This window comes from Clostridium sp. CTA-6 (assembly GCF_054768115.1).
The window spans coordinates 52,103-76,216 of the sequence record NZ_BAAAAU010000011.1 but is presented as its reverse complement, the minus strand read 5'-3'; the positions used below and the strand labels follow the sequence as shown (position 1 = coordinate 76,216).

22 protein-coding genes are annotated in these 24,114 nt (G+C 26.6%); 18 read left to right on the top strand and 4 right to left on the bottom strand.

Going from position 1 to position 24,114, the window contains the following annotated elements; all coding sequences use genetic code 11:
* The first annotated feature begins 42 nt into the window (after positions 1–42).
* Entirely contained in the window at positions 43–1,263 is a 1,221-nt protein-coding gene (locus tag ACYUDJ_RS16920) for a cell wall-binding repeat-containing protein (protein ID WP_043031795.1), read from the top strand.
* On the top strand, positions 1,263–1,805 hold the full coding sequence (locus tag ACYUDJ_RS16915; RefSeq protein WP_043031796.1) for a hypothetical protein: 543 nt from the start codon (positions 1,263–1,265) through the stop codon (positions 1,803–1,805). The genes ACYUDJ_RS16920 and ACYUDJ_RS16915 overlap by 1 nt, the downstream gene beginning before the upstream one ends.
* A 187-nt stretch (positions 1,806–1,992) precedes the next feature.
* Here ACYUDJ_RS16915 and ACYUDJ_RS16910 read toward each other — a convergent pair whose 3' ends face one another.
* Positions 1,993–2,265 (bottom strand): DUF1657 domain-containing protein, encoded by a 273-nt coding sequence (locus tag ACYUDJ_RS16910; protein WP_003486769.1) that lies wholly within the window; start codon positions 2,263–2,265, stop codon positions 1,993–1,995.
* A 248-nt stretch (positions 2,266–2,513) separates the two neighbouring features.
* Between ACYUDJ_RS16910 and ACYUDJ_RS16905 the strand changes: the two genes are divergently transcribed.
* The 12 genes from ACYUDJ_RS16905 (at position 2,514) to ACYUDJ_RS16850 (ending at position 16,416) form a co-directional block, all read left to right on the top strand.
* Positions 2,514–3,698: a M20 metallopeptidase family protein gene (locus ACYUDJ_RS16905; protein WP_003486767.1), complete on the top strand. Its 1,185-nt coding sequence runs from the start codon at positions 2,514–2,516 to the stop codon at positions 3,696–3,698.
* Positions 3,699–3,988: 290 nt separating this feature from the next.
* The gene (locus ACYUDJ_RS16900; RefSeq protein WP_043031798.1) at positions 3,989–4,780 is read left to right on the top strand and encodes an ABC transporter substrate-binding protein; all 792 of its coding nucleotides are present in this window, start codon (positions 3,989–3,991) and stop codon (positions 4,778–4,780) included.
* A gap of 97 nt (positions 4,781–4,877) precedes the next feature.
* The gene (locus ACYUDJ_RS16895; RefSeq protein WP_043031799.1) at positions 4,878–5,525 is read left to right on the top strand and encodes an amino acid ABC transporter permease; all 648 of its coding nucleotides are present in this window, start codon (positions 4,878–4,880) and stop codon (positions 5,523–5,525) included.
* A gap of 15 nt (positions 5,526–5,540) precedes the next feature.
* A complete protein-coding gene (locus tag ACYUDJ_RS16890; RefSeq protein ID WP_043031800.1) occupies positions 5,541–6,278 on the top strand; it encodes an amino acid ABC transporter ATP-binding protein in 738 nt (245 codons plus the stop codon).
* Positions 6,279–6,480: 202 nt separating this feature from the next.
* The gene (locus ACYUDJ_RS16885; RefSeq protein ID WP_003486760.1) at positions 6,481–8,199 is read left to right on the top strand and encodes a methyl-accepting chemotaxis protein; all 1,719 of its coding nucleotides are present in this window, start codon (positions 6,481–6,483) and stop codon (positions 8,197–8,199) included.
* 207 nt (positions 8,200–8,406) lie between these two features.
* A complete protein-coding gene (locus ACYUDJ_RS16880; protein ID WP_003486758.1) occupies positions 8,407–10,122 on the top strand; it encodes a methyl-accepting chemotaxis protein in 1,716 nt (571 codons plus the stop codon).
* Between the two features lie 258 nt (positions 10,123–10,380).
* A complete protein-coding gene (locus ACYUDJ_RS16875) occupies positions 10,381–11,970 on the top strand; it encodes an ABC transporter substrate-binding protein (protein ID WP_003486756.1) in 1,590 nt (529 codons plus the stop codon).
* A complete protein-coding gene (locus tag ACYUDJ_RS16870) occupies positions 11,967–12,923 on the top strand; it encodes an ABC transporter permease (protein WP_003486754.1) in 957 nt (318 codons plus the stop codon). Before ACYUDJ_RS16875 ends, ACYUDJ_RS16870 begins: the two co-directional genes overlap by 4 nt.
* A gap of 8 nt (positions 12,924–12,931) precedes the next feature.
* On the top strand, positions 12,932–13,732 hold the full coding sequence (locus ACYUDJ_RS16865; RefSeq protein WP_003486752.1) for an ABC transporter permease: 801 nt from the start codon (positions 12,932–12,934) through the stop codon (positions 13,730–13,732).
* Between the two features lie 98 nt (positions 13,733–13,830).
* Positions 13,831–14,625 carry an ABC transporter ATP-binding protein gene (locus tag ACYUDJ_RS16860; protein WP_003486750.1) on the top strand — a complete coding sequence of 265 codons (795 nt, stop codon included), beginning with the start codon at positions 13,831–13,833 and terminating at the stop codon, positions 14,623–14,625.
* Positions 14,619–15,431 (top strand): ABC transporter ATP-binding protein, encoded by an 813-nt coding sequence (locus ACYUDJ_RS16855; protein ID WP_003486748.1) that lies wholly within the window; start codon positions 14,619–14,621, stop codon positions 15,429–15,431. Before ACYUDJ_RS16860 ends, ACYUDJ_RS16855 begins: the two co-directional genes overlap by 7 nt.
* Before the next feature lie 469 nt (positions 15,432–15,900).
* A complete protein-coding gene (locus ACYUDJ_RS16850; protein WP_003486746.1) occupies positions 15,901–16,416 on the top strand; it encodes a hypothetical protein in 516 nt (171 codons plus the stop codon).
* 287 nt (positions 16,417–16,703) lie between these two features.
* Here the strand turns inward: ACYUDJ_RS16850 and ACYUDJ_RS16845 are convergent, their stop codons facing one another.
* Both ACYUDJ_RS16845 and ACYUDJ_RS16840 read right to left on the bottom strand, forming a co-directional pair.
* Positions 16,704–17,492 carry a metal ABC transporter permease gene (locus ACYUDJ_RS16845; RefSeq protein ID WP_030034582.1) on the bottom strand — a complete coding sequence of 263 codons (789 nt, stop codon included), beginning with the start codon at positions 17,490–17,492 and terminating at the stop codon, positions 16,704–16,706.
* Entirely contained in the window at positions 17,492–18,145 is a 654-nt protein-coding gene (locus ACYUDJ_RS16840) for a metal ABC transporter ATP-binding protein (RefSeq protein ID WP_003486743.1), read from the bottom strand. Before ACYUDJ_RS16840 ends, ACYUDJ_RS16845 begins: the two co-directional genes overlap by 1 nt.
* 220 nt (positions 18,146–18,365) lie before the next feature.
* Between ACYUDJ_RS16840 and ACYUDJ_RS16835 the strand changes: the two genes are divergently transcribed.
* Positions 18,366–19,304 carry a metal ABC transporter solute-binding protein, Zn/Mn family gene (locus ACYUDJ_RS16835; RefSeq protein WP_043031801.1) on the top strand — a complete coding sequence of 313 codons (939 nt, stop codon included), beginning with the start codon at positions 18,366–18,368 and terminating at the stop codon, positions 19,302–19,304.
* Between the two features lie 123 nt (positions 19,305–19,427).
* On the opposite strand, the gene ACYUDJ_RS16830 is transcribed toward ACYUDJ_RS16835, so the two are convergent.
* Positions 19,428–19,922: a hypothetical protein gene (locus tag ACYUDJ_RS16830; RefSeq protein ID WP_043031802.1), complete on the bottom strand. Its 495-nt coding sequence runs from the start codon at positions 19,920–19,922 to the stop codon at positions 19,428–19,430.
* Between the two features lie 413 nt (positions 19,923–20,335).
* Between ACYUDJ_RS16830 and ACYUDJ_RS16825 the strand changes: the two genes are divergently transcribed.
* From ACYUDJ_RS16825 to ACYUDJ_RS16815, 3 genes are all read left to right on the top strand, one after another.
* Complete coding sequence (locus ACYUDJ_RS16825) at positions 20,336–22,102, top strand: helicase-related protein (RefSeq protein ID WP_003486737.1); 1,767 nt, start codon at positions 20,336–20,338, stop codon at positions 22,100–22,102.
* 133 nt (positions 22,103–22,235) lie between these two features.
* Positions 22,236–22,784, top strand: coding sequence for a GGDEF domain-containing protein (locus tag ACYUDJ_RS16820; protein WP_030034589.1), 549 nt, complete (start codon positions 22,236–22,238; stop codon positions 22,782–22,784).
* A 632-nt stretch (positions 22,785–23,416) separates the two neighbouring features.
* Complete coding sequence (locus ACYUDJ_RS16815; protein WP_043031803.1) at positions 23,417–23,848, top strand: DUF1259 domain-containing protein; 432 nt, start codon at positions 23,417–23,419, stop codon at positions 23,846–23,848.
* Positions 23,849–24,114 lie beyond the last annotated feature (266 nt).

Below are 24,114 nucleotides of genomic sequence, written 5' to 3'. Positions count from 1 at the left end.
TTCCAACTAAAAATTTAGAGGTATAAAAAAAGAGGTGATAAATTGATAACAAATGAAAATTTGAATAAAATATATAAGATAGTTTTAACTATTATTCTTATAATTTCTACTTTTCTTATAGGCTTATTATTTTTTTATAAACCTAATTATTATAAAAATAAAATTAATATAAAAAATGAAAATAGATATCAAAGAGTTACTGCAAATACAGTTAGGATAGAGGGGAAAGATTTATATGAGACTTGCACATCTATATCACAAATAGTTTATCCATCTACATTTAGAGGAGATAGACCTAACGCAGTTATATTAGTTAGAAGTGATAAAGTACAGGATGCTATGTTAGCTGCTAGAGTTTCCCATGATCCTATAAATGCTCCTATACTTTTTACTAAAAAGAATAGTATTCCAGAAAGTACTTTAAAGGAAATAGAAAGACTAAATCCTGAAGGATTATTTGTAGATGGTAATGCAAAAATTATATTAATAGGTGATATAGGTGAAGAGATAAAAAATACTTTGAATAAAAAAAATTTAAAATATAGACATATAAAAGGAAAAGATGTTTATGATTTAAGTCTTAACATTGACAATTATTTAGCTGCATTTCAGGGAGATCATAAGGATGTAGTAATAATAGCGCCTATAGAGAAACCGGAGTATTCTCTAGCACAAGCTTCTTGGAATGCTCATAATGGAGATGGATTCTTTTTTGTAGAAAAAAATAAAGTGCCAGAACCTGTTAAAAAAGCTCTTAAAGCTAGATATGGCGGTGCTTATATTTATATATTAGGAGATAAAATTCATATATCTAATAAAGTTAAAAAGGAACTTGCCAAATATGGTCATGTAGAGAGAATCCCTGGTGGGGAGAATATATATAATCAAGCAGTTTCTTTTGCAACTTACAAAGATGTAGGTAAAAATTTTTCATGGTGGTTTCATAAAAAAAGTAGAGATTTTGGTTGGGGAATTACACAACCAGGGCATAATTTTATATTTGTAAATCCTGATAATTGGCAGGTAGCAGTAGCTTCATCCCTATTATCACATAAGGGAAAACATGCCCCTATACTTTTAGTATATAAAAATTCTATACCAGAAAACTTAAAAGATTATCTTTATACTATAAAGCCAAGTTACATTTCTTCACAGGAAATTAGTAATAACCATGGATGGATAATAGGAAACAGTGATTATATTAGTGATATAAATCAAGTTAAAATTGATAGTCTTTTAGAAGGTGAAAGGAGCAATAGGTAATGGCGTCAGGGGATACTGAAATTCAAGAACAGATGCAGCAACAAATGAAACAAAGGCTTGAAAACCTACCTAGATTTACTTATAGAGTTACAAGATTTTTTAAAAATAAAAGTGATTTACAGCAAGCTATTGATGATTTGAATAATGGAGGTATTCCTAATCTTAATAGCAAGAAACTTACAGATAATTATATAGAGGAAATATATGAAATGTGCTTTTTATTTAAAATAGAGGGAAGAAAAGTTTTAAAAGGTTTTATATATGGAGCTTTAATAGGTGCAATTTTAGGAATACTGCAGGGAGGGGGATTTTTAGCTTTTCCTCTATTAAATCCTATTTCAGCTGGAGGAATGATGGTTTCAACCTTAATAATTTCACTTATTGTATCTGTAATATGTGGAAGTTTTACAGCTATAGTTTTACTTTTTAGGCCTATAAAAAAAGTAGATTCATCCTTTTATATGCTTACGGTTTATTCAGATTATGAAAATAAGCAGACTATAGAGGATATATTAAATAAACATATAACTTTTGAAATATAGTTTCCTTATGCACATTTAAATTATAAAATGTATAGATTTAACCGATATTATAATTTTATTTATGTGTAATTATTATTTAATGTAAATAACTTAATTAAATAAAATAAAACACTATCAAATTTATAAAAAATGTATTTGATAGTGTTTTATTTACAAAACTTTGGTTGCTATTTTTTATAAGTGTGTATTATTGTTGTTGTTGATCTTGTTGCTGTTGTTGCATTTGAATTTCTTGCTGTATTTGTTGTTGTTGTTGTTCAGGCTGATATTGAGGTTCTTCGCTCATAACAAAATTAATTCTGCTTTGAAGCATGTTTTCACACATTTTCATATTTTCAGCCATTTGATTAAACATTTGTTTTGCATTAGGATCATCTGTATCCATAGAAAAAGTTTTACAATTAGATTCGGTGCTCTTTAACATTTCCATTGTTTGATTAAGTTTATTAATAACAGTCATTAATAATACCTCCAATTTTTATAATTCATTATTTAGTATTTCATAGTATAAATAAATTTATACTAATTAGTAAATTTATAATGAAAAAAGTAATTGAATGTTCTATATGTTAAATTTTTCTACAAGGGTTGTTAAATCCATAACCATGTTACTAGTTGTTTATGAAGCAGAAATTAAGTTTTTATATATTAAACCGATATTAATATGACATAAAAATTTTAGTGATTTATAAATAAGGAGAACTTATTATGTTAACAGAAGAAATACTTGAAATTGCAAATAATATTAAAGAAGAGTTAATAGATGTAAGAAGATATATGCATATGTACCCAGAATTATCCTTTGAAGAATTTAAAACCAGTGAATTTATAAAAGAAAAACTTAAAGAACATAATATAAATTATATTGAGGATTTTCATAAAACCGCTGTTGTAGCTTTAATTAAAGGTAGAAAAGAAGGTAAAACTATATTAGTAAGAGGTGATATAGATGCATTACCTATTGAAGAAAATAACAGTTTAGAATATAAATCTTTAAATAAAGGAGTAATGCATGCTTGTGGCCATGATGCACATATAGCTTGGACTTTGGGTACTGCAATAATATTAAATAAACTAAAGGATAAAATAAAAGGCAATGTAAAATTTATATTTCAGCCTGGAGAAGAAAATCAATGGGGAGCTAAAGAGATGCTGAAATATGGTATTTTAGAGAATCCTAAAGTAGATGCAGCCATTGCAGGCCATGTATGGCCAGACGTAGAATCAGGGAAAATTGCTATAGTAAATGGATGTGCTATGGCCTGTGCAAATAAATTTAGAATAGAAATAATAGGAAAAGGTGGCCATGGAGCGTCCCCACAAGATACTTTAGATCCTATTGCAATAGCTAATGAGGTATATATGGCTATTCAACAAATTGTAAGTAGAAAAGTAGATCCTTATGATTCTGTAGTTATTAGTATTGGAGTTTTTAAGGCACAGGGTTCTTATAATATAATACCAGATAAAGTTGAAATGGAGGGTACTATAAGAACTCTAAGTAAGGATAAAATGAAGGAAATAATAAGATTAATAGATAATATTTTAAAAGGAATTGTGCTAATACAAGGGGCAAAGTATAGATTTGATGCTACAGAAGGCGTATATCCATTAATAAATAGTGAAGAATTCGTATATTTAGCTAGAGAGGCAGTAGTTAAAGTTTTAGGAGAAAGCAATGTGGAAATATTAAAGCATGGATCTATGACAGGAGATGATTTTTCTTATTTTCTAAATAAAGTCCCGGGAGTATTTATGTATATTGGTACTTTAAATAATGAAAAAAATATAAATAAACCTCTTCATAACTGTAATTTTGATATTGATGAGGATATTATATATAAAGCATCAACAGTATTGTCACAATTAGTTATTGATTATTTAAATTCTTAAATATAAAAAAGTATAATTTAATAAATTATGACGGTTGTTCTTAATTTAAAATTAGGGGCAACTTTTTTATTTTTGCATAATTATCTAATTTAAGATATTTATTTCTAATTTTATTAAATATCAATAAATTACCAATAAAAATCAATAAAATTTTTTAAAAAAGTATTGTATAATTATAAAATAATATGTATAATAATAAAAAATAAAAAACTATAACCCTTGATATTTAAAGAATATACGGGGGTGGTTATTGAAAAAATATGTATAAATATAAAAAGGGGTGCGCTATTATGAAGAAAACTTTGCTTTTAGTATCTAGTGTTATTCTAAGTATTGCATTATTAGGTGGATGTGGGAAAACTGATAAAAAATTAAATTCTCTTGAAAAAATTAAAAAGGAAGGAAAGATTACAGTAGGGTTAGATGATTCTTATCCTCCTATGGAATTTAGAGATAAAGAAAATAAACTTGTGGGCTTTGATATAGACTTAGGAAATGAAATAGGTAAAAAGTTAGGCGTAAAAACTGAATATACAACTACAGATTTTAATGGTATATTATTGGCTCTTAACTCAGGTAAATTTGATGTTATTATTTCAGGATTAAGTATTACTGATAAAAGAAAAGAGGCTATAGATTTTTCTGAACCTTATGTAATGGGAGGACAAGTTATAGCAACTAATAAAAATAACAATACTATAAATAAATTAAGCGATTTAAAAGATAAGACTATAGGATGTCAGTTAGGTTCCACAGGAGATAAAGCTGCTACAGAAATAAAAGGGTTAAAAGAGATTAAAAGATATGACAAAATTACAGAAGCCTTTCATGAATTATTAGCAGGAAGAATAGATGCTGTTATAATGGATGCACAGGTAGGAGGATATTATATATCTAAAGAAAAAGATAAGTATAAAGTTTTAGAGGAAACTGTAAGTAAGGAACCAATGGGTATAGGCTTTAAAAAGGAAGATAAAGAATTAAAAGAAGCGGTTCAAAAGGCTTTAGATGAATTGAAAGAAGAAGGAAAATTATCAAAGCTTTCTATTAAGTGGTTTGGATTTGATACTTATAAAAAATAAAATTTTTAGGTAATAAAGAAGAAATGCAACCATTGACAAGGTTATATAAAACATTTTAGATATAATCATAAATTAAATTGTAGAAGGGAGTAAGAACTTGGATTTTAATATTATAAAACAGATAACACCAGTTTTAATAAAAGGAAGTATAATTACTATTGAATTAACGGCTATTTCTGTATGCTTAGGTAGTATTATTGGTATTATAGTGGCTTTATTAAAATTATGTAATAATAAATTAGTTTTTTATGTTGGAGGATTTTACACTTGGATTTTTAGAGGAACTCCACTATTGTTACAATTATTTTTTATATATTATGGACTACCCTTTGTAGGTATAAAATTTACACCTTTTTCAGCTGCTATTTTAGGATTAAGTTTAAATGCTGGTGCGTATACAGCTGAAATAATAAGAGGTGGAATTATTTCAGTAGATAAGGGTCAATTTGAGGCTTGTAGAGCTCTAGGCTTTAATTATTTTCATACTATGAAGAAGATAATTTTACCACAAACCTTTAAAATAATAATTCCATCTTTAGGCAATGAATTTATAACTATGTTAAAAGATACATCATTAGTTTCTACTATAGCTATGGTGGAAGTTATGAGGTCTGCTCAGCTATTATATTCATCTACATTTAAGCCCATGGAAACTTTTATATTAACTGCTGTTCTTTATTTAATAATGACTACAATATTTACTACAATCTTTGGTGTTTTTGAAAAGAAAGCTTCCGTATATTAGTGAGGGGGATAAAATATGTATATGATAGAGACTAAAAATTTAACAAAAAAATTTGGGAAACTTACTGTATTTGAAAATTTAAATATTAATGTAAAAAAGGGAGAAGTTCTTGTTATAATAGGACCTTCAGGCTCAGGGAAAAGTACTTTTTTAAGATGTTTAAATCATATAGAAATACCTACAGATGGAGAGGTTTTTGTAGAAGGGAAAAAATTAAATATAAAAAATAAAAAAGAACTAAGAAAAACTATAGAAAAAGTGGGGATGGTTTTTCAAAATTTCAACCTATTTCCTCATAAAACAGTTATGCAAAATATTATGGAAGCTCCCTTAACTGTTAAAAAAGAAAATAAAGAAGAAGTTTTACAAAAGGCAGAAAAACTTTTAGAAAAGGTTGGCTTAAAAGATAAAGCTAATGTATATCCATCAAAACTTTCAGGTGGACAAAAACAAAGGGTTGCTATAGCTAGAGCATTAGCTATGAATCCAGATATAATGTTATTCGATGAACCAACTTCAGCTTTAGATCCAGAACTTGTAGGAGAGGTTTTAATAGTTATGAAGGATTTGGCTAAAGAAGGTATAACTATGGTGGTTGTAACCCATGAAATGGGATTTGCAAAGGAAGTAGCAGATAGGGTAATTTTTATGGATGGAGGAAAAATAATAGAAGAAGCATCACCACATGAGATTTTTACAACACCTAAGCATAAAAGAACAAGAGAATTCTTAAATAAAGTTATAAAGGAATAAGTATTAAAGTAGCATTTAATCTAAAACAGATTAGATGTTATTTTTTTTCATAGATTTATTGCAGTTTAGAAAAAAACATGGTAATATTTAAATATAATAACTGGATAATTATTATTTGGTAATAATAACTGAAGTAAATAATGTTATAATAAACAATCTTTAATTTTATCAATAAATAAGAAGAACTTTAGGAGGACGGGTTATGGAAAATTTAAAAGTAAAAAACAAAATACTTTTCATGAGTTCAATTATGTTGATTTTTACAATAATTGTGGGGGTAACAGGATATTATTTTAATGCTAAATCTAATAAGGCTATTAAAAAACTATATGAAGATAATCTTATTAGTGTAAAAGTATTAAATGATGCAAGAGCTCAAGCAAGGGGGGCAGAAGCAGATGTTGCTAGAATAGTCATCTTATCTAAGGATGTAAAAACTCAAGAAAAATTAAAAAAAGATATTGAAAGTAGAGTGGAAAAATTTAATAAAGATATTGAAGAATTTAAAAGAATAGGTCTTAATAGTGAAAAGGAAAAAGAACTTTTAGATTATATGGAAAAAAATTTAATTGAGTTTAGACAAAAAAGAGAAGAAGTATTCAAACTATCCAGTGAAGGAAAAATGGATTTAGCTGCTAAAAAATTTAGTGAATTAAATGAGGTAAATGAAAATTATCAGAAAGCTCTTATAGAATTATCAGATTATAATGTTAAAGAGGCAGAAGAGTTTAAGATTCAGAATGATAAAGCTAATACTTTTTCAAATAGATTTATAACAATAATTTTAATTTTAAGTATAATTATAGCTCTAGTTACTACTAGTATAATTTCTAAATCTATAATTAATCCATTAAAGGAATCAGTAGAATACTTAGATAAATTGTCTACAGGGAATTTTACAGAAAAAGTTTCAGATAAGCTTTTAAAGAGGAAAGATGAAATTGGACAATTAACTAATGCAGTTAGCAAAATGTATGAATCTATAAGAAATATAATAAATGATGTTTTAAATGAGATGAGTAATTCAAGTAATGTAGTTGAAAATATAGATAAGAATATTAATGATTTAGATAAGAGAATACAAGAAGCCTCAACAGCTACAGAAGAATTATCTGCTAGTATGGAGGAAACAGGAGCTTCAGCAGAGGAAATGAGTGCAACTTCAGAGGAAATAGAAAAGGCTGTAGAAGATATAGCCTTAAAGGCAGAAGAGGGTGCAAGTAGTGCAGGTAAAATATTAACTAAAGTGGAAGAACTAAAATTTAATGCTATAGAATCTCAAAAAAATGCAAATAAAGTTAAAACTAATATAGATAGTGCCACCAAAGATGCTATAGAAAAGTCTAAAACCATAGAAGAAATAAATATATTATCTGAAGCTATACTTGAAATAACTTCTCAAACAAATTTATTAGCTTTAAATGCGGCTATTGAAGCTGCAAGAGCAGGAGAATCTGGTAAAGGGTTTGCAGTAGTAGCTGAAGAAATAAGGAAATTAGCAGAACAATCAAGTCAAACTGTAGTGAGAATACAAGATACTACAAAGGAAGTATTGAAAGCTGTGGAGGAGCTTAAAAAAAATTCAAGTAATGCATTAAACTTTATAGATAGTTATATAGTAAAAGCTCATCAAGATACAGTAAAAGTTTTTGATTCTTATAGTAAGGATGCTACCTATTATAATGATATATCTAATGATTTAAGTGCTACATCAGAAGAATTATTAGCTTCTATAAAAAACATAGTAGAAGTAATTAATAATGTAGCAGGTGCTGCTAATGAGGGAGCTAGAGATACCACTAATATAGCTCAAAACAATGAAAAAATTGTAATAGCTAGTGAAGATATTGTTAAATCTACAGATTTATTAAAAAACAGTTCCGGAAAATTAATAAATTCTGTTAAAAAATTTAAAATTTAATAAATGCATATTTTATTATTTATAGAGAAGAGGATGTCTCAAAATATATCTCATTTTCAGAGGCCCTCTTCTTTTTAGTTTTATATGTTAAAAAATAAGAATAAATTAAATAGTTATCAACAAATTAAAACTGATGTATAAAATAGTAATATAATAGAATTTCTATATCTTGAGGTTTAATTTCTTAACTAAAAGAGGGGGAAATATATGGACAACCAAAAGATAAAATATAAAATGATGATGATAACTATTATTTTTATAGTATTTGTTTCTATTTGTGGATTCACAGGAGCTTATTTTAATAAAAAATCTAATGCAAATATTAAAGAATTATATGAAAACAGCTTAGTTACTTCAGAACTATTAAATGATAGTAGGACTCAATCAAGGATAATAGAGCTTGATACGGCTAAAATAATATTAGAAAGTAAAGATAGCAAAAATATAGAAGAACTAAAAAAACAAATATATGAAGCAGAAAGTGTGTTCAATGAAAATATTAAAATATATAAATCTATGAAATTAGAATCAAAAGAAAAGGAATTGATAAGTTCTATTGAGGAAAAATTATCAAATCTTAGGGAGGATAGAAACAATATAATAAAATTATCCCAAGAAGAAAAGCCGGAAGAAGCATTAAAAAAATTAAATTATATAACACCTGCTGTTAATGATTATCAGAAGGATATTTTAGAATTAGTGCAATATAATAAAAAACAGGCTAATAATTTTATGAAAGAAAGTGATATGTTTTTTAAAAAATCTAGAATAATCGTAATATGCATAATTGTTTTTAGTATTGTTATAGGCATAATCTTAGTCACTTTAATATCAAAAAATTTACAAAAATCTGTGAAAGAATTAATAAAGTATCTTGATAAATTATCTAAAGGAGATTTTAGAGAGCCTATTCCAGATAATCTTCTAAATAGAAAAGATGAGGTAGGAGAAATAGCTAATTCTCTAAGTAATGTGTATGAAAATATACTATATATAGAAAAAAACACATTTGAGGAGATGGACAAGTCTATAGAATTTATAGAGAGTATCACTAGCAGTATTGAGGAGTTAAATTTTAAAATTCAAAATACTTTTGCAGCTACAGAACAATTATCAGCGTCAATGGAAGAAACTGGAGCTTCTACAGAGGAAATGAATGCCACCTCAGGAGAAATAGGTATGGAAATTCAAAAAATATCAAATAATGCCTTATCTATAGATGAAAATTCAGAAAAAATATTGGAAAAGTCTGAGAAACTAAAGAAAGGCTTTTTAGAATCTAAGAAACAGGTCAGATATATGAAAGAAAATATAGATGAAGATATGAAAAAAGCCATAGAAAAGTCTAAGGTTATAGAGGAAATAGATGTTTTATCAGAAACTGTATTAGGAATAACCTCACAAACTAATCTTTTAGCCTTAAATGCGGCTATTGAAGCAGCTAGAGCAGGAGAGGCAGGAAAGGGATTTGCAGTAGTAGCAGAGGAAATAAAAAAATTAGCAGAGGAGTCTAAGAAGGCCACTATAGAAATTCAAGAGGTAACTAAAATTGTTATAGAGGCAGTGGAAAATTTAAAAATCAATTCTAAAAGATTAATGACATTTGTAGATGAGTATATAAGAAAAGCCTATGATGAAATGAAAAATCTAAGTGATGAATATAAAAATGATGCAGATTATTATAGAGATTTTTGTAATAATTTAAGAAATACTACAGAACAATTACTTCAATCTACAAAAAATTTTGAAGAGGTAATAAACAATGTAACCAAGGCTACTAATGAAGGTGTTGAAGGTATTACTAATGTAGCAGAAAATTCAGAAGAAATAGCTAGATATACGGAAGTAATCCTTAAAAATACTAATGATTTAAATAGAAGTTTAGATAGATTAACAACTTGTGCTGAAAAATTTAAAATATAGTAATATATGGATGACTTTTTTAAAAAAAGGTCATCCATACTTTTAATTAAATAGATAATAAGTTTAGTTTTTTATAATTTTGTTTTTCTCAATATGAGAAAATGTGAATAAATTATCAAAATGATACAATACTTTTTCTCAAAATGACACAAAAACTCAAAATTTAACAGGATTTGATACTTTGCCCATTGGCATGAATTTTGCTCATTAATATACATGTGCATAAAATATATTAATTTTAGGAGGAAGGAAGGCAACATGAAAAAAATGAAATCAATTAAAAAAGCTACGGCTATGTTGTTAATTGCCTTATTTACATTGCCAATAATATTTACTGGTTGTTCAAGTAAAAAAGAACAATCAGAAAAAGATGATAAAAAAGGCAAGACAGTAGTTTATGGCGCAGAATTTGAAGATGAAAAATTAAATCCTGTATTAGCGCCGGCCTATGCTAACGATTTAATTTTTAGAGGTCTTATGAGATTTGATAAAGATAATAAGCCACAATGTGATATTGCAGAATCTTATAAGAAATCTACAGATGGATTAACCTACGATTTTAAAATTAAAAAAGGTGTAAAATTCCATGATGGAAAAGAGCTTAAAGCCGAAGATGTTGTATTTACAATAAAGTCAATACAAGATCCTAAGGTTAATACAGAGATGAAACCAGAATTTGAAGAAGTAAAGGACATAAAAGCTGAAGGTGATTATAAAGTTAAGGTTACATTAGCAAAGTCCTTTCCTGCACTTTTAGACAAATTAACAATTGGAATAGTTCCGAAACATGCTCTAGAAGGAAAAGATTTAAACAATGCAGAATTTAATCAAAAACCAATAGGAGCAGGGCCATTTAAATTTGTAAAATGGGAAAAAGGTAATAATATAACATTATCAAAATTTGAAGACTATTATGATAAAGACAAAACAGGAAATGTAGAAAAGTTCATATTTAAATTTATACCAGACTATAATGTACGTGCTATGCAGCTTGAAACAGGGGAAATTGATTTAGCTTATGTAGAACCAAGTCAAGTAGGTAAACTAGAAAAATTAGAAAAAATAAAAATCTACAATGAAAATACAGCGGATTATAGATGTTTTATGTTTAATATGAGAAAAGAATTGTGGAAAGATGTTAATGTTCGTAAAGCTTTCAACTATGCAGTAGATAGAAAAGGTATGGTGGATGGAATAATAAAAGGTTTTGGAGTAGAAGCTTATTCTCCACTTCAAAAGAATAAATTTAATAATGCTAACGTAGAAAAATATACTTATGATTTAGAAAAAGCTAATGAATTGTTGGATAAAGCAGGTTGGAAAAAAGGAAAAGATGGTATAAGAGAAAAGGATGGAAAGAAATTTGAATTTACTTTAACTGCACCAAGTACTGACGAAGTTAGAGTGAAAATAGCTAATTACTTAGCTTCTCAATTCAAAAAAATAGGAGTTACTGCTAAAGTTGCAGCACTAGATTGGAATGCTATAAAAATAGATGAATGTGAGGCCTTTGTATTAGGATGGGGAAGCCCATATGATGCAGATGATCATACATACAAATTATTCCATTCAAGTCAAATAAAGAATGGTAACAATTTTGGAGCTTATTCAAATCCTAAAGTAGATAAATTATTAGAACAGGGAAGAACTACAGAAGATGAAGGAAAGAGAAAAGAAATATATGGTGAACTCCAAGAAGAATTAGCTAATGACCCACCATATAATTTTGAAATTTATGTAAACGCTATATATGCTGTAAACAAAAAGGTTACAGGAATAAAAGAAAAGATATTAGGACACCACGGAGCTGGATTCATATGGAATGCAGAGGAGTGGAAGGTTCAATGACCTCAAGATATATACTAAAAAGATTAGGACAGGGTATATTGATTATATTTTTTCTAAGTATAATATCCTTTCTTATCATAAATGCTGCGCCGGGAGATCCGGCGGTAGCTATTTATGGGGGGAAAGCTGATAGATTAACCAACTCAGAAAGATCTAGAATAGTAAAAAATTATGGGTTAGATAGACCGGTAATGGAGAGATACATAAAATGGTCTGGTCAAATGATAAAAGGAGACATGGGGATATCATACATAGAAGGAAGATCAGTATCAGAAATATTAAAGGAAAAGATTCCAAATACTATGGTGCTTTTTATAAATTCTATACTTTTGATAAGCTTAATTTCAATGATTTTAGGATTAAAAGCAGGGTTTAATGAAGGAGCTATATGGGATAAACTTCTTAGTACTTTAAGTATAATATTTTATTCTATCCCACCTTTTTGGTTAGCTCTTATTTTTATATTAGTATTTTCTGTTTATACAGGTTGGTTGCCTTCCTCAGGAAATATGAGTATAGATGGGGAGGGAAGCGTTTTAGATGTACTAAAACATGCCATACTACCTATAGCAGTTATAGTAATTACTCATGTAGGTGCCTATTCAAGATTTATACAAGAAAAAGTGAAAGAAGAGGATAAAAGCTATTATGTCATGGTAGCTAGAGCAAATGGAGTTTTAGAAAAGAAAATAAGAAAAGGGATAACTAAAAATGCAGTAGTGCCTTTTATAAATTATTTAGGCATAACTATTCCTACTTTTTTTAGTGGCTCTGTAATGATAGAAACGGTGTTTTCTTGGCCTGGTCTTGGAATGCTTACAGTTAAAGCTGCCAACTCAAGAGATTATCCATTGCTTATGGGAGCTATATTTATAACTGGAGTTTTAGTTGTTTTATGTATGATAGTTACAGATATAATAGAAATAATAGTTAATCCACATCTTAGAAAGTAGGTGCAAATATGAAGAAAAAATATTATAAAATATGGATTATAGTTTTTTCAATAATAATATTAAGTTCTGTTTTTGCATCCCTAATAACTAAGTTTAATCCTTATGAGGTAGAACTTACAAAAGTACTTATTAAGCCTAATAAAATACATATAATGGGTACGGATAGTATGGGAAGAGATGTTTTTTCAAGAGTATTGTATGGTGGAAGGGTCTCTTTAAGTGTGGCTCTATTATCTGTATTAATATCTACTACTATAGGAACCTTATATGGAGTTATAAGTGGATATTTTGGTGGAAAAGTAGACAGTGTGATGATGAGAATATTAGATACATTTTTAGCTATTCCCACATTAGTAATAATGCTTGCTCTTCAATCCATTATAAGAGGTGGTATAACAAGCATGATTATAATAATGGGATTTACAGGATGGCTTCAAACTGCAAGAATAGTAAGATCTCAAGTAATGAGTATAAAAAATAAAAATTATGTTAAGGCAGCTAGAGTGCTTGGAACTCCAACCTATAAAATTATGATGAATCATCTTTTGAGAAATAGTTTGCCAGCTATATTGGTTATATCTGTTTTAAATTGTGCACAGGCTGTTTTCACGGAAGTTTCTATGAGTTTTTTAGGTATAGGAGTACCTCAGGGAATGCCTTCTTGGGGTAGCATGCTAAACTGCGCTCAAAATGATATATTATCAGGGGCTTGGTGGATAGCCTTTTATCCAGGTATATTTACAGTAATATCTATGCTTAGTATAAACTTTATAGGAGAAGGTATTAAGAAAAAATTAGCCGCTTATTAGGGAGAAATTTAATTTTATAAATATATAGTCATTAAACAAGCTTCACAGGTTAAAAGCTTTTTTCCAATCATTCATTTAACCTTTTAGGAGGGAATAGTTTGAACATTTTAGAAGTCAAAGGCCTTAGGATAGAAGAAGAAAAAAATAAAAAGATTTTAGTTAGGAATACTGATTTTGAACTAGAAAAAGGAAAAATTACTTGTATAGTAGGAGAAAGTGGAAGTGGGAAAACTATTACAGCCATGTCTATAATAGGAATGCTTCCAGAAGGAGTTAGAGTTACAAAGGGGGAAATACTTTTTATGGAAGAAAATGTTTTTAACTTCTCTAAAGAGAAACTAAGAGATTTTAGAGGAAAGAAAATTTTTTCTATATTTCAGAATTCTATAAATTGTTTTAATCCCTCTGTAATTATGGAAATACAAATATATGATATGATATGTAGTCATTATAGTATAGATAAGGAAAGTTTTAAAAATAAACTCATAAATATAATGAAAAATATCAATTTAAAAAATCCTCAAATTATATTAAAACAATATCCTTTTCAATTAAGTGGAGGTATGCTTCAAAGAATGATGATTGCAACCGCTATACTTATGGAACCAGATATAATAATAGCAGATGAACCAACTACTGCCTTAGATTTAACATCTCAAAAAGATATATTAAATCAATTAAAAATGATAAAAGAAAAATTAAATACTACTATATTAATGATAACTCATGATTTTGGAGTAGTAGCAGAAATTGCAGATAATGTAGTAATTATGCAAAATGGAAATATTATAGAAAAGGGAAATGTATATAATATATTTGATAATCCTCAAGAAAATTATACTAAAACTTTATTAAATGCTACCTTTAAAAGAGAGGTAACTTATGTATGTTAGAAGTTAAAAATGTAGTAAAAAGTTATAATCCTAAATTAAGTTTATTTACAAAAAATAAATTAGATTTTAAAGCTATAGATAATGTATCCTTTAAATTAAAAGAGGGAGAAGCTATAGGACTTGTAGGAGAGTCAGGCTGTGGTAAAAGTACGTTGGGAAGGCTTATTTTAAGACTGGAAAATACTACAGAAGGTTCAATAAAATACAAAGGGAAGAATATATGGAGTTTTAAGGGGAAAGAGCTAAAAAGTTTTAGAAAACAGTGTCAGATAATATTTCAAGATACATATTGTTCTTTAAATCCTAATATTAGAGTAATAGATTCCCTTATGGAGCCTTTAGATAATTATTTTACTGAGTTATCTAAAGAAGAAAAAACAAATAAAATAGAAAGTATCATAGGATTTGCTAAATTAGATAAGGATATATTAGAAAAATATCCTTCATCTATAAGTGGAGGGGAAAGACAAAGAATAAACATATGTAGAGCTTTGCTTTTAGAACCTAAGCTTTTAATTTGTGACGAAATAATATCAAGCTTAGATGTATGTACACAAGCATCAATAATGTCTATGGTAAAAGAGCTTAGAGAAAAAAGTAACACAGCTATATTGTTTATATCACATGATATAAGTGCTGTAGATTATCTTTGTGACAAGATTATTGTAATGGAATCTGGAAGAATAATAGAAACTATAGAAAATAAAAAGTTAGGGCTATATTCATATAAAAAAGATTATACAGAAAAACTTTTATCTTCGGTTCCTATAAATCATCCTTCCAAAAGAGTAAATACTATTTATTAATAAATTATTATGCTAATAATATGACTACTTAATAAAAAATTTAGAATATAAAATCTAAATTTTGTTAGAACCTCCTTTGAATAAGAATAAGAGTAAGAATAGTAATGCTTTGTTTGAAATGTAATCAAAGTATAGATGATGAAACCCTATAATATGTTAAATAATATTGTTAAATAAAATTGTTAAATAAAAAGTGAATATCTAGTGTTAAGTAGTCATATTTTAAAGAGTTGAATATAAATTTTAATGGATTTATATTCAACTCTTATTTTAATATAATGTTTACTGTAAATTAAAATTTTATATATAATATACTAACAAAAACAGTATACAATATATAAGAGATTTGTATATTATAGATATTAATCATTACAATAATTAAAAATATCCAAATAAGAATTTAATATTATTTGATATTTAATTTGATAAATTGGATTATTTGTTTTATAAGTATTTGGGAGGAATTTGTATGACTAAAGGTATAAGGCTGCTAATAGTTTTGGTATTAGTAAGTATAATAGTAGCATCTTCTTGTACCTCTGTGATTATGGATGATAGAAAGGAATCAGAGAAGGTATTTAAGGAGTATATAAATTTATTATATACCGTTAAACCTAAAAGCAAAACTAATAGAAATATGACTTTACAACAGGTGTATACAGAAAATATTTTTGAAGATGTAATGACAGAAAATGCTTATAATAGTTTATGGAGAGATCAGATTCCCTTAGTACTATCACTTATAGTTAATAGAAATAATTATCATGTAAGGGTTAATAATATAGATATAGAAAATTATCATAAAAATAAGGATGGAACAACTACCTATACTTATAATGTTCGCTTAAATATATTTTGTTCTTTAGACAAAAGACATAGAGAAGAAAAATTAAAGGGAAAGGCCACTTTAAAGAAAATTAAATTTAAATGGAAAATTGTAAAAGATAAACAGTTTAATTTAGAGAAGATTCTTTTGGAAGAATAGATGTAATAATTCTTTATTATAGATAGTATTTGTATAAGAATATTTAAAGTTATAGAGAAGTAAAGCTTTTTAAAATAGGTATTTATTAATTTGTAAAAAAGTAACACTTATAAAATTATAAGTGTTACTTTTTTTGTAAAGGGGATCTTAAAATTGTAAAACTTTTAATTGTCTTGTATCTTTTGGGGGAGGATACAAGAGTGATATATATAATATTATTTAATAATTATTATTTATTAATATTTTATACCATTAAGTTTTATATGTCAACAATTAAAAAAGTAATTTTATTTATTTTTTTTAAATACCATAACTATAAGTAAAATGAAAACGGAAATAAGGGCTGTTATTCCGCCAGGAGCACAATCTAAATAATAGGATAAAAATAAAGCGGATATTACATCAAATATACTTATTAATATAGACAAAAATAGGGTGCTTTTAAATCCTTTTTTAAACTGTAGAGCAGTGGCTACAGGTAGAGCTATTAAAGAGCTTAAAACTAGAACTCCGACAATTCTGATAGATACGGATATGGTAGCTGCAACTAAAATAGAAAAAATATAATTTATAAGTTTTACTCTTACATTAGCTATTTTAGCTCCTTCTTCATCAAAAGCTATATACAAAAGTTCACTATGTAATAAAATTAAAGTAACACAAGATATTATGCTTAATATAAATACAGTTAAAAGCTCGCCTTTTGACACTGTAAGAATACTTCCAAATAGGAAGGAATTTATATTACCTGAAGCTTTCCCAGAGCTTACTAAGGTTATAGCAATACCTACACTTAAAGAAAGAACTATAGATAAAATTAGTTCTGCATATCTTTTATAATAATCTCTTAAAAATTCTATAAAAACTCCTGCTATAGAAGTAAATATAAAGGCGCTTAGTATAGGGTTCTGGCCTAAGGATAATCCTATAGCTATACCAGCCAAAGAGCTGTGAGCTAAAGTATCTCCAATCATTGAATATCTTCTAAGTACTAAATATATACCTATACTAGGGCATAAAATAGATATAAATATAGAAATAATTAAAGCTGTTCTCATGAAAGTGTAACTTAACATTACATCACCTCTTTCAATTTTATGTATTGTTCTTTTGTATAAAGTTTTCCAAGGCCATCCTTAATTTTAAAAAGATGACTTGAATTAGAAAGAGCTGCAGAAATGTTATGCTCTACGGATAAAACCGTTAGATTATGGCAACTATTTAAATGACTTATTATTTTATATATTTCATTTTGACTATTTATATCTATGCCTGTAGAAGGTTCATCTAGTATTAAAAGTTCTGGTTCTCCCATTAAGGCTCTAGCAATAAATATCTTTTGTCTTTGACCTCCAGATAAATTTCCTATAAGAGAATGCCTATATTTAGTCATTTTAACAATGTTTAAGGCTCTATCTATAGCAGTAGAATCTTTAATTTTTAACACTTTTTTATGACATTTAAGGACTTCCTCTACAGTAATAGGAAAATCAGAATTAAAATTTTCATATTTTTGAGGTACATAGCCTATTTTACTATTTTTTAAATTTATATCTCCTAAAGTAGGGCTTAAAAAACCAAGTATTAGTTTTAACAATGTACTTTTACCAGAACCGTTAGAACCAAGTATAGAAACATACTGCCCCTTTTTTATATTGAGATTTATGTTTTCTAAAATATAAGGTTTTTTCTTAGTATAAGAAAAGCATAGATTATTTATTTCTATCATATTTTACCTCCAATGATATTTTTAATAAAAACTTATTTATTTTAAGTTTTATTTATGATATATTATTAAATGAATTTAATTTTCATTTGCAATTAATATTGACAGTTTTATAATATATGTTTATATTATACATATAAATGCAAATAGTTTGCAATAACCTATAGAAAAAATATTAATAATAATTATGTATAAATAATTATTCTAAATAAGGAGTGATACTATGAAAAAAATACTAAGCTTTATTTTGATTCTATCCAATATAATATTTTTTACAGCTTGTTCGGCGCAAAATAAAGAAAGTTTTTCTTCAAAAGATGAAAAAATTAAAGTGGTAGTTTCTTTTAATCCACTTAAGGAGTATGTAAAAGCAATAGGTAAAGATAAAGTAGAAATAAAATCCATAATACCAGAAGGTTCAGAGCCTCATGATTTTGAACCTAAAATAAGAGATATGGAATCTATAAATAGTGCTAATATATTTGTATACAATGGTTTTGGAATGGAAGCATGGGTAGATAAAACTTTAAAGAATATAGACAATAAAGGATTAGTTGTAATAGAGGCATCTAAAAATGTTACGCCTTTAGAAAATAAGGAATCAGAAGAGGAACATCATGAAGAGAATAAAGAAAAACATGAACATGAACATGGTCAATATGATCCACACACTTGGTTAAGCATAAAGGCTGCAGTAAAACAATCAGAAGTTATAAAAGATGCTTTAGTTAAGGTAGATCCTAAAAATAAGAATTATTATGAAAATAACTATAAAGACTTTAGAGGAAAATTGGAAAAATTATACGATGAATATAAAAAGAAGTTTGAGAGTGTAAAAGGCAATCACTTTGTAACAGGGCATGCAGCTTTTGGTTATTTATGTAGAGACTTTAATTTAGAACAAAATAGTGTAGAAAATGTTTTTGCGGAGGGAGAACCAACCACTAAAAAAATGAAGGAGTTAATAGATTATTGTAAAAAAAATAATATAAAAACAGTGTTTCTAGAAGAGAACGTAAGTGAAGAAGTGTCTAAGACTTTAGCAAAAGAAGTAGGAGCTAAAGTAGAAAAAATTTATACTTTAACCAATTCAGTGGAAAATAAAGGATACATAGAAATAATGCAATATAATTTAGAAAAAATATATGAAAGTTTAAAATAACATAAAGTATTATAGATATTTATAAATTAATGTAAAATTAATATAAAAGTCTTTCTTATAATATTATCTTAAAATCCTTATTAGAGATAAGGAGAAGATGATTTAAAAGAAAGACTTTTTAATTTATTCTGCAGTTTTATTTGATACTATATTAGTTTTTTCAATAATATCAACGGATAATTCTTGTACAAAGGATTCTTTTTCTTCTAACTTTTTATCTTGTTCTGAGAATAAATATTTTTTTATGAAAAATATTCCTGCTAAAGATAAAACTCCTAAAAATATTTCAAGAGCAGAGGAACCGTAAACCAACATTTTTCTAGCTATAGCATAGAGCATTACTTCAACTACACTGTTTGGTGTATGTTTTACTAGCATTAAGGCTAATTCTAGAGCTATTACTAACAATAAGAGATGGGATAAGAATTTTTGAAACATATCGTAGGATGGAATTGCATCTAGGGTAAAAATTTGTATGATAAAACTTATAAGGTCTTTAGAACTTAGCAATACAGAAGCTATCATAAAAATAGCTAACAAAGTTTCTAACCACATAACACCAGATATTATTTTAGACTTTAAATTTTTTAATTTAATATTATTTCTATATTTTTTCACTATTATATCAACATCCTTAACAATTTAATAATTCAATTTTTTAATAACTTAAAAAATTAATAAAAAAATAAGTAAGTAAAGTGGTTATAAATACCCTATATAAATTATAATATATACTTGTATAAGTTATCAATAGGAAAACGTAAAGTATAATGAATTATTTTTATTTTCCAAAAATTCAATTGGGAATGGAAAGAAGTTATTATTAAAAAAATTAATAAACAGGAGTTTATGGCACAAAATATAATATAGACCTGTTAATTTACTATTATGTTGAGAAGACGGGTGTATAATAAATATGCTTTGGCTACTTTGGATTTTAATATTAGCAAAATTTATCTTATATTTTTTTATTCCTACTTTAAAATAAGGAAATTTTAATTATAATTAAGATATAAATTGGAGGAATTACTATGAAGAGAGCTTCCATAGATAGAAATTTTAGAAAAATAAAGAATTCCTATAGTCAGACAGAGGATATAGTACAGCATTCTAAAATTAATAGTTTGTGGGAACAAGAAGCATCTATTAGAAAAAAATTAAAAAAATTAGAAACTATGAAAGATGAAAATATAAGGGATTTTAAAGAGGTTTATAATAATTATTTGCATCTTTTAGATTATATCTCTAAAAAATTAGTAAGGGATTATAATATAAAACATAATACAGACTTTGATTTTTATGAAATAATAAAGGGGAATAGAAAAAATTATTTGAAATCAGGAATAATAAGTGTTCTTATAACTAGGCATATTCCAACTATGATATTTAAAGAATTTGATAGGATATTTCCGAAGAATCCTAAAGATGAATATAGGGAAGTTAGATATATGAATAGAAAATTTTATCTTCATTTAGGAGAAACTAATACGGGAAAAACTTATAATTCTATGGAAAGACTAAAAGAAAGTAAAAAAGGTATATATTTATCACCATTAAGAATACTGGCCTTAGAGAATTTTGAAAAATTAAATAAAGAAGGCGTAGTGTGCGACCTAATAACTGGAGAAGAAGAAATAAAGAAAAAAGGGTCTAAGCATATATGTTGTACTATAGAAAAATTAGATATCAATGAAGAGTATGATGTAGCTATTATAGATGAAATACAAATGATAGATGATGATCAAAGAGGGAGTGCTTGGACAAGAGCTATATTAGCATTAAAGTGTAAAGAAATACATGTTTGTGGAGCATTGAATACAAAAGAATTAATAATAAATATCATAGAAGATTGTGGAGATGAATATGAATTAAAGGAGTACTTTAGAAATATACCTCTTAAAATTGAAGAAGAGGCTTTTAGATTAAAGGATATAAAAAAAGGAGATGCATTAGTTACTTTTTCTAAAAAGAAAGTCCTTCAATTAGCAGATTATTATGGAGATTTAGGTATAAAAACTAGTGTAATATATGGAAATCTTCCACCAGAGGTTAGAAGAAAACAATATGAACAATTTATAAGTAAAGATAGTAATATATTAATAACTACAGATGCCATAGGTATGGGAGTAAATCTTCCCATAAGAAGAATAATATTTATGGATATTAGAAAATTTGATGGAAATGATATGAGATACTTAACTTCACAGGAAGTTAAACAAATAGGGGGAAGAGCTGGAAGATTTGGTATATATGATATAGGTTATATAGCATCTTATGGAAACACTCAAAATTTTGTAAAGGAAATGATAGAAGTATACGATAGAAAAATATACGAAGCTGTAATAGAACCAAGTGAAGCTATACTAGATGTGAAAAGTCTTCCATTGAGAGAAAAATTAGCTCTTTGGAGCACAAGGGAAGAAAAAAGTTTATTATATAGAAAAATGGATATAGGAGAAAAAATTTTAGTGCTAGATAGTATAAAAAATTATAAATTACCAGAAAAGTATCAGTGGCAATTATTAAAGGTACCCTTTGATGTTACCAATATAAATATAATGAATGATTTTTTAAAATATGTAAATGAGATTTTTATAGGTAATTTTAAAAGTATATCTAAACCAAAACTTAATTCTAAAGATTTATATGATTTAGAATTGTATTATCAAAAACTAAATTTATATTATTCTTTATCTAAAAATTTTAATTTAAATTTTGATGAATGCTGGGTTTATGATGAAAGAACCAAGCTAAGTATAGAAATAAATAAAGTACTTAGAAAAAGATTTAGTTTTTAAACTTAAAAAGTATGTTTGCATATAAATTCTCATATTATTGTCTATTCAACGGTGTTTAAAATATATGTTTGTTTAAAAAAATGATTTTACCATAATATTATAAAATATGTTTAAGGAGTACAGGTGGTTATTTATGAGTTATGAGTACATGACCAGGGAACAATTAATAGTTGAACTAGAAAAGAAAGATAAAATAATTGAAAATATTGCACGTTGTGCAGGTACAGATTCTCTTACATCAGTACTTAATAGAAAAAGAGGACTAGAAAGTTTATATAGAGAAATAGAATTAGCTAAAATTAATAAAGAAAAGTTAACCATAGGATTTGCAGATGTAAATAATTTAAAAAATATAAATGATAATTATGGTCATCTTACAGGGGATTATGTATTAATAACTTTATGTAATATAATAAAGGATAATATAAGAAAAAGTGATTTCATATTTAGATATGGTGGAGATGAGTTTATAATTGTACTACCTAAAACTAATATAAAAGAAAGTAGTATAGTGTGGAATAGAATAAGTGATAAAATAAAAGAAACAAGTAAAAATTTAAAATATGAAATAGGAATGAGTTGTGGCTTTGTAGAATATGATGAATATTATAATAAATCCCTTAAAGAGTTGATAAAAATGGCGGATTTTAAAATGTATGAAAGTAAAAGTAAAATAGGATAGGATCTAAAATATTTTGTATATATTATTATACAAAATATTTTAATTTGTAGAGGATTTTTATGGAAAGAGTAGAAAAATTAAAAGATTAGTTGATATGACAACAACTTTTGTGGTGGGAGAGGTTTATAAAAAACACTTAGAAGGTTACAACTTAGTAAAAGAATATGAAATAGAAATATTAGCCCATTTCTTAAAAGACATAAAGACATTATGATTGCTAAATAAAAATACTCTACTATAATAAATACAAAAAATAGCTATTTCAAAATAAATTTAATTTTAACAATGAAAGAATAAAAATCTATAAGTAGAGCTAGTTTATATAGAGCACTAAAAAATTAAAAGATACTGGAACAATAACTTGTTATAGTATAGAAATAGCAGTTACCTTATTTTATTGTACAAAATAAGGTAACTGCTAAAATAAAAAATAAATATATTGTGTATAAGTACTAAAAGCACTTAAGGAATGCAAACCTTAGGTGTTTTTCATTCCTCTATTATTTAGATATGAAACTTATTCATACACATTTATCACATTTATGAATAAGTTTCATATTATATTTATAAATAGACAAGCTCTCTATAAAATATTGAAAAACTTAAGATAAAAATAATAGGAGAAAATGATTATGAGAAATTTTTGCAGAACTTGTGCAGAGTTTGCTGATATACTTGGAGCTGAAATTCTAAGTACAGCTGATAATGTTTGTACAGTAACGTTTATGAGAGATATTGATGCAGAAATATTGGGACGACCAACTCATTCACCATTAGCTTTAGCAGCATTGTTTTCATTTGAATCACCCGATAATCAAGGTAGAACTCTTAATTTAGGTGAGACAGTTATTCTTCAAGAAGAAATAAATAGATTTATATCTATTTTAAGAGAAAATGGGATATTAGTTACTGCACTTCATAATCATTGGTTATTTGATGAACCAAGGCTTATGTATATTCATTTTGAATCAATAGATAGACCGTTAAACTTTGCTAGAAAAGTAGCAGAAGCACTTAAGGTATTAAGAGGACAAAAGAGAATAAAACCAACAGTTTTAGAATAAACGCTAAAGATTAAAATAAATATATTTAAGGGGAAAGACCCTCCTATATACAACAAAATTTGTATATGCACTAAAAGGCATTTGGTTAATTCCAGGTGTCTTTTTATATTAGAATGAGTAAGTTAACAAAAAATATGTTAACCTTTAATCTAAATTTAATTATTTTAAAAAAATTAATTATTTTGTAAGATATAAGAGAACTTGTAGGAATTTTATTCTTGATATGGCGAAAGATGTAATTATATAATATAGGTATCAAGAATAAG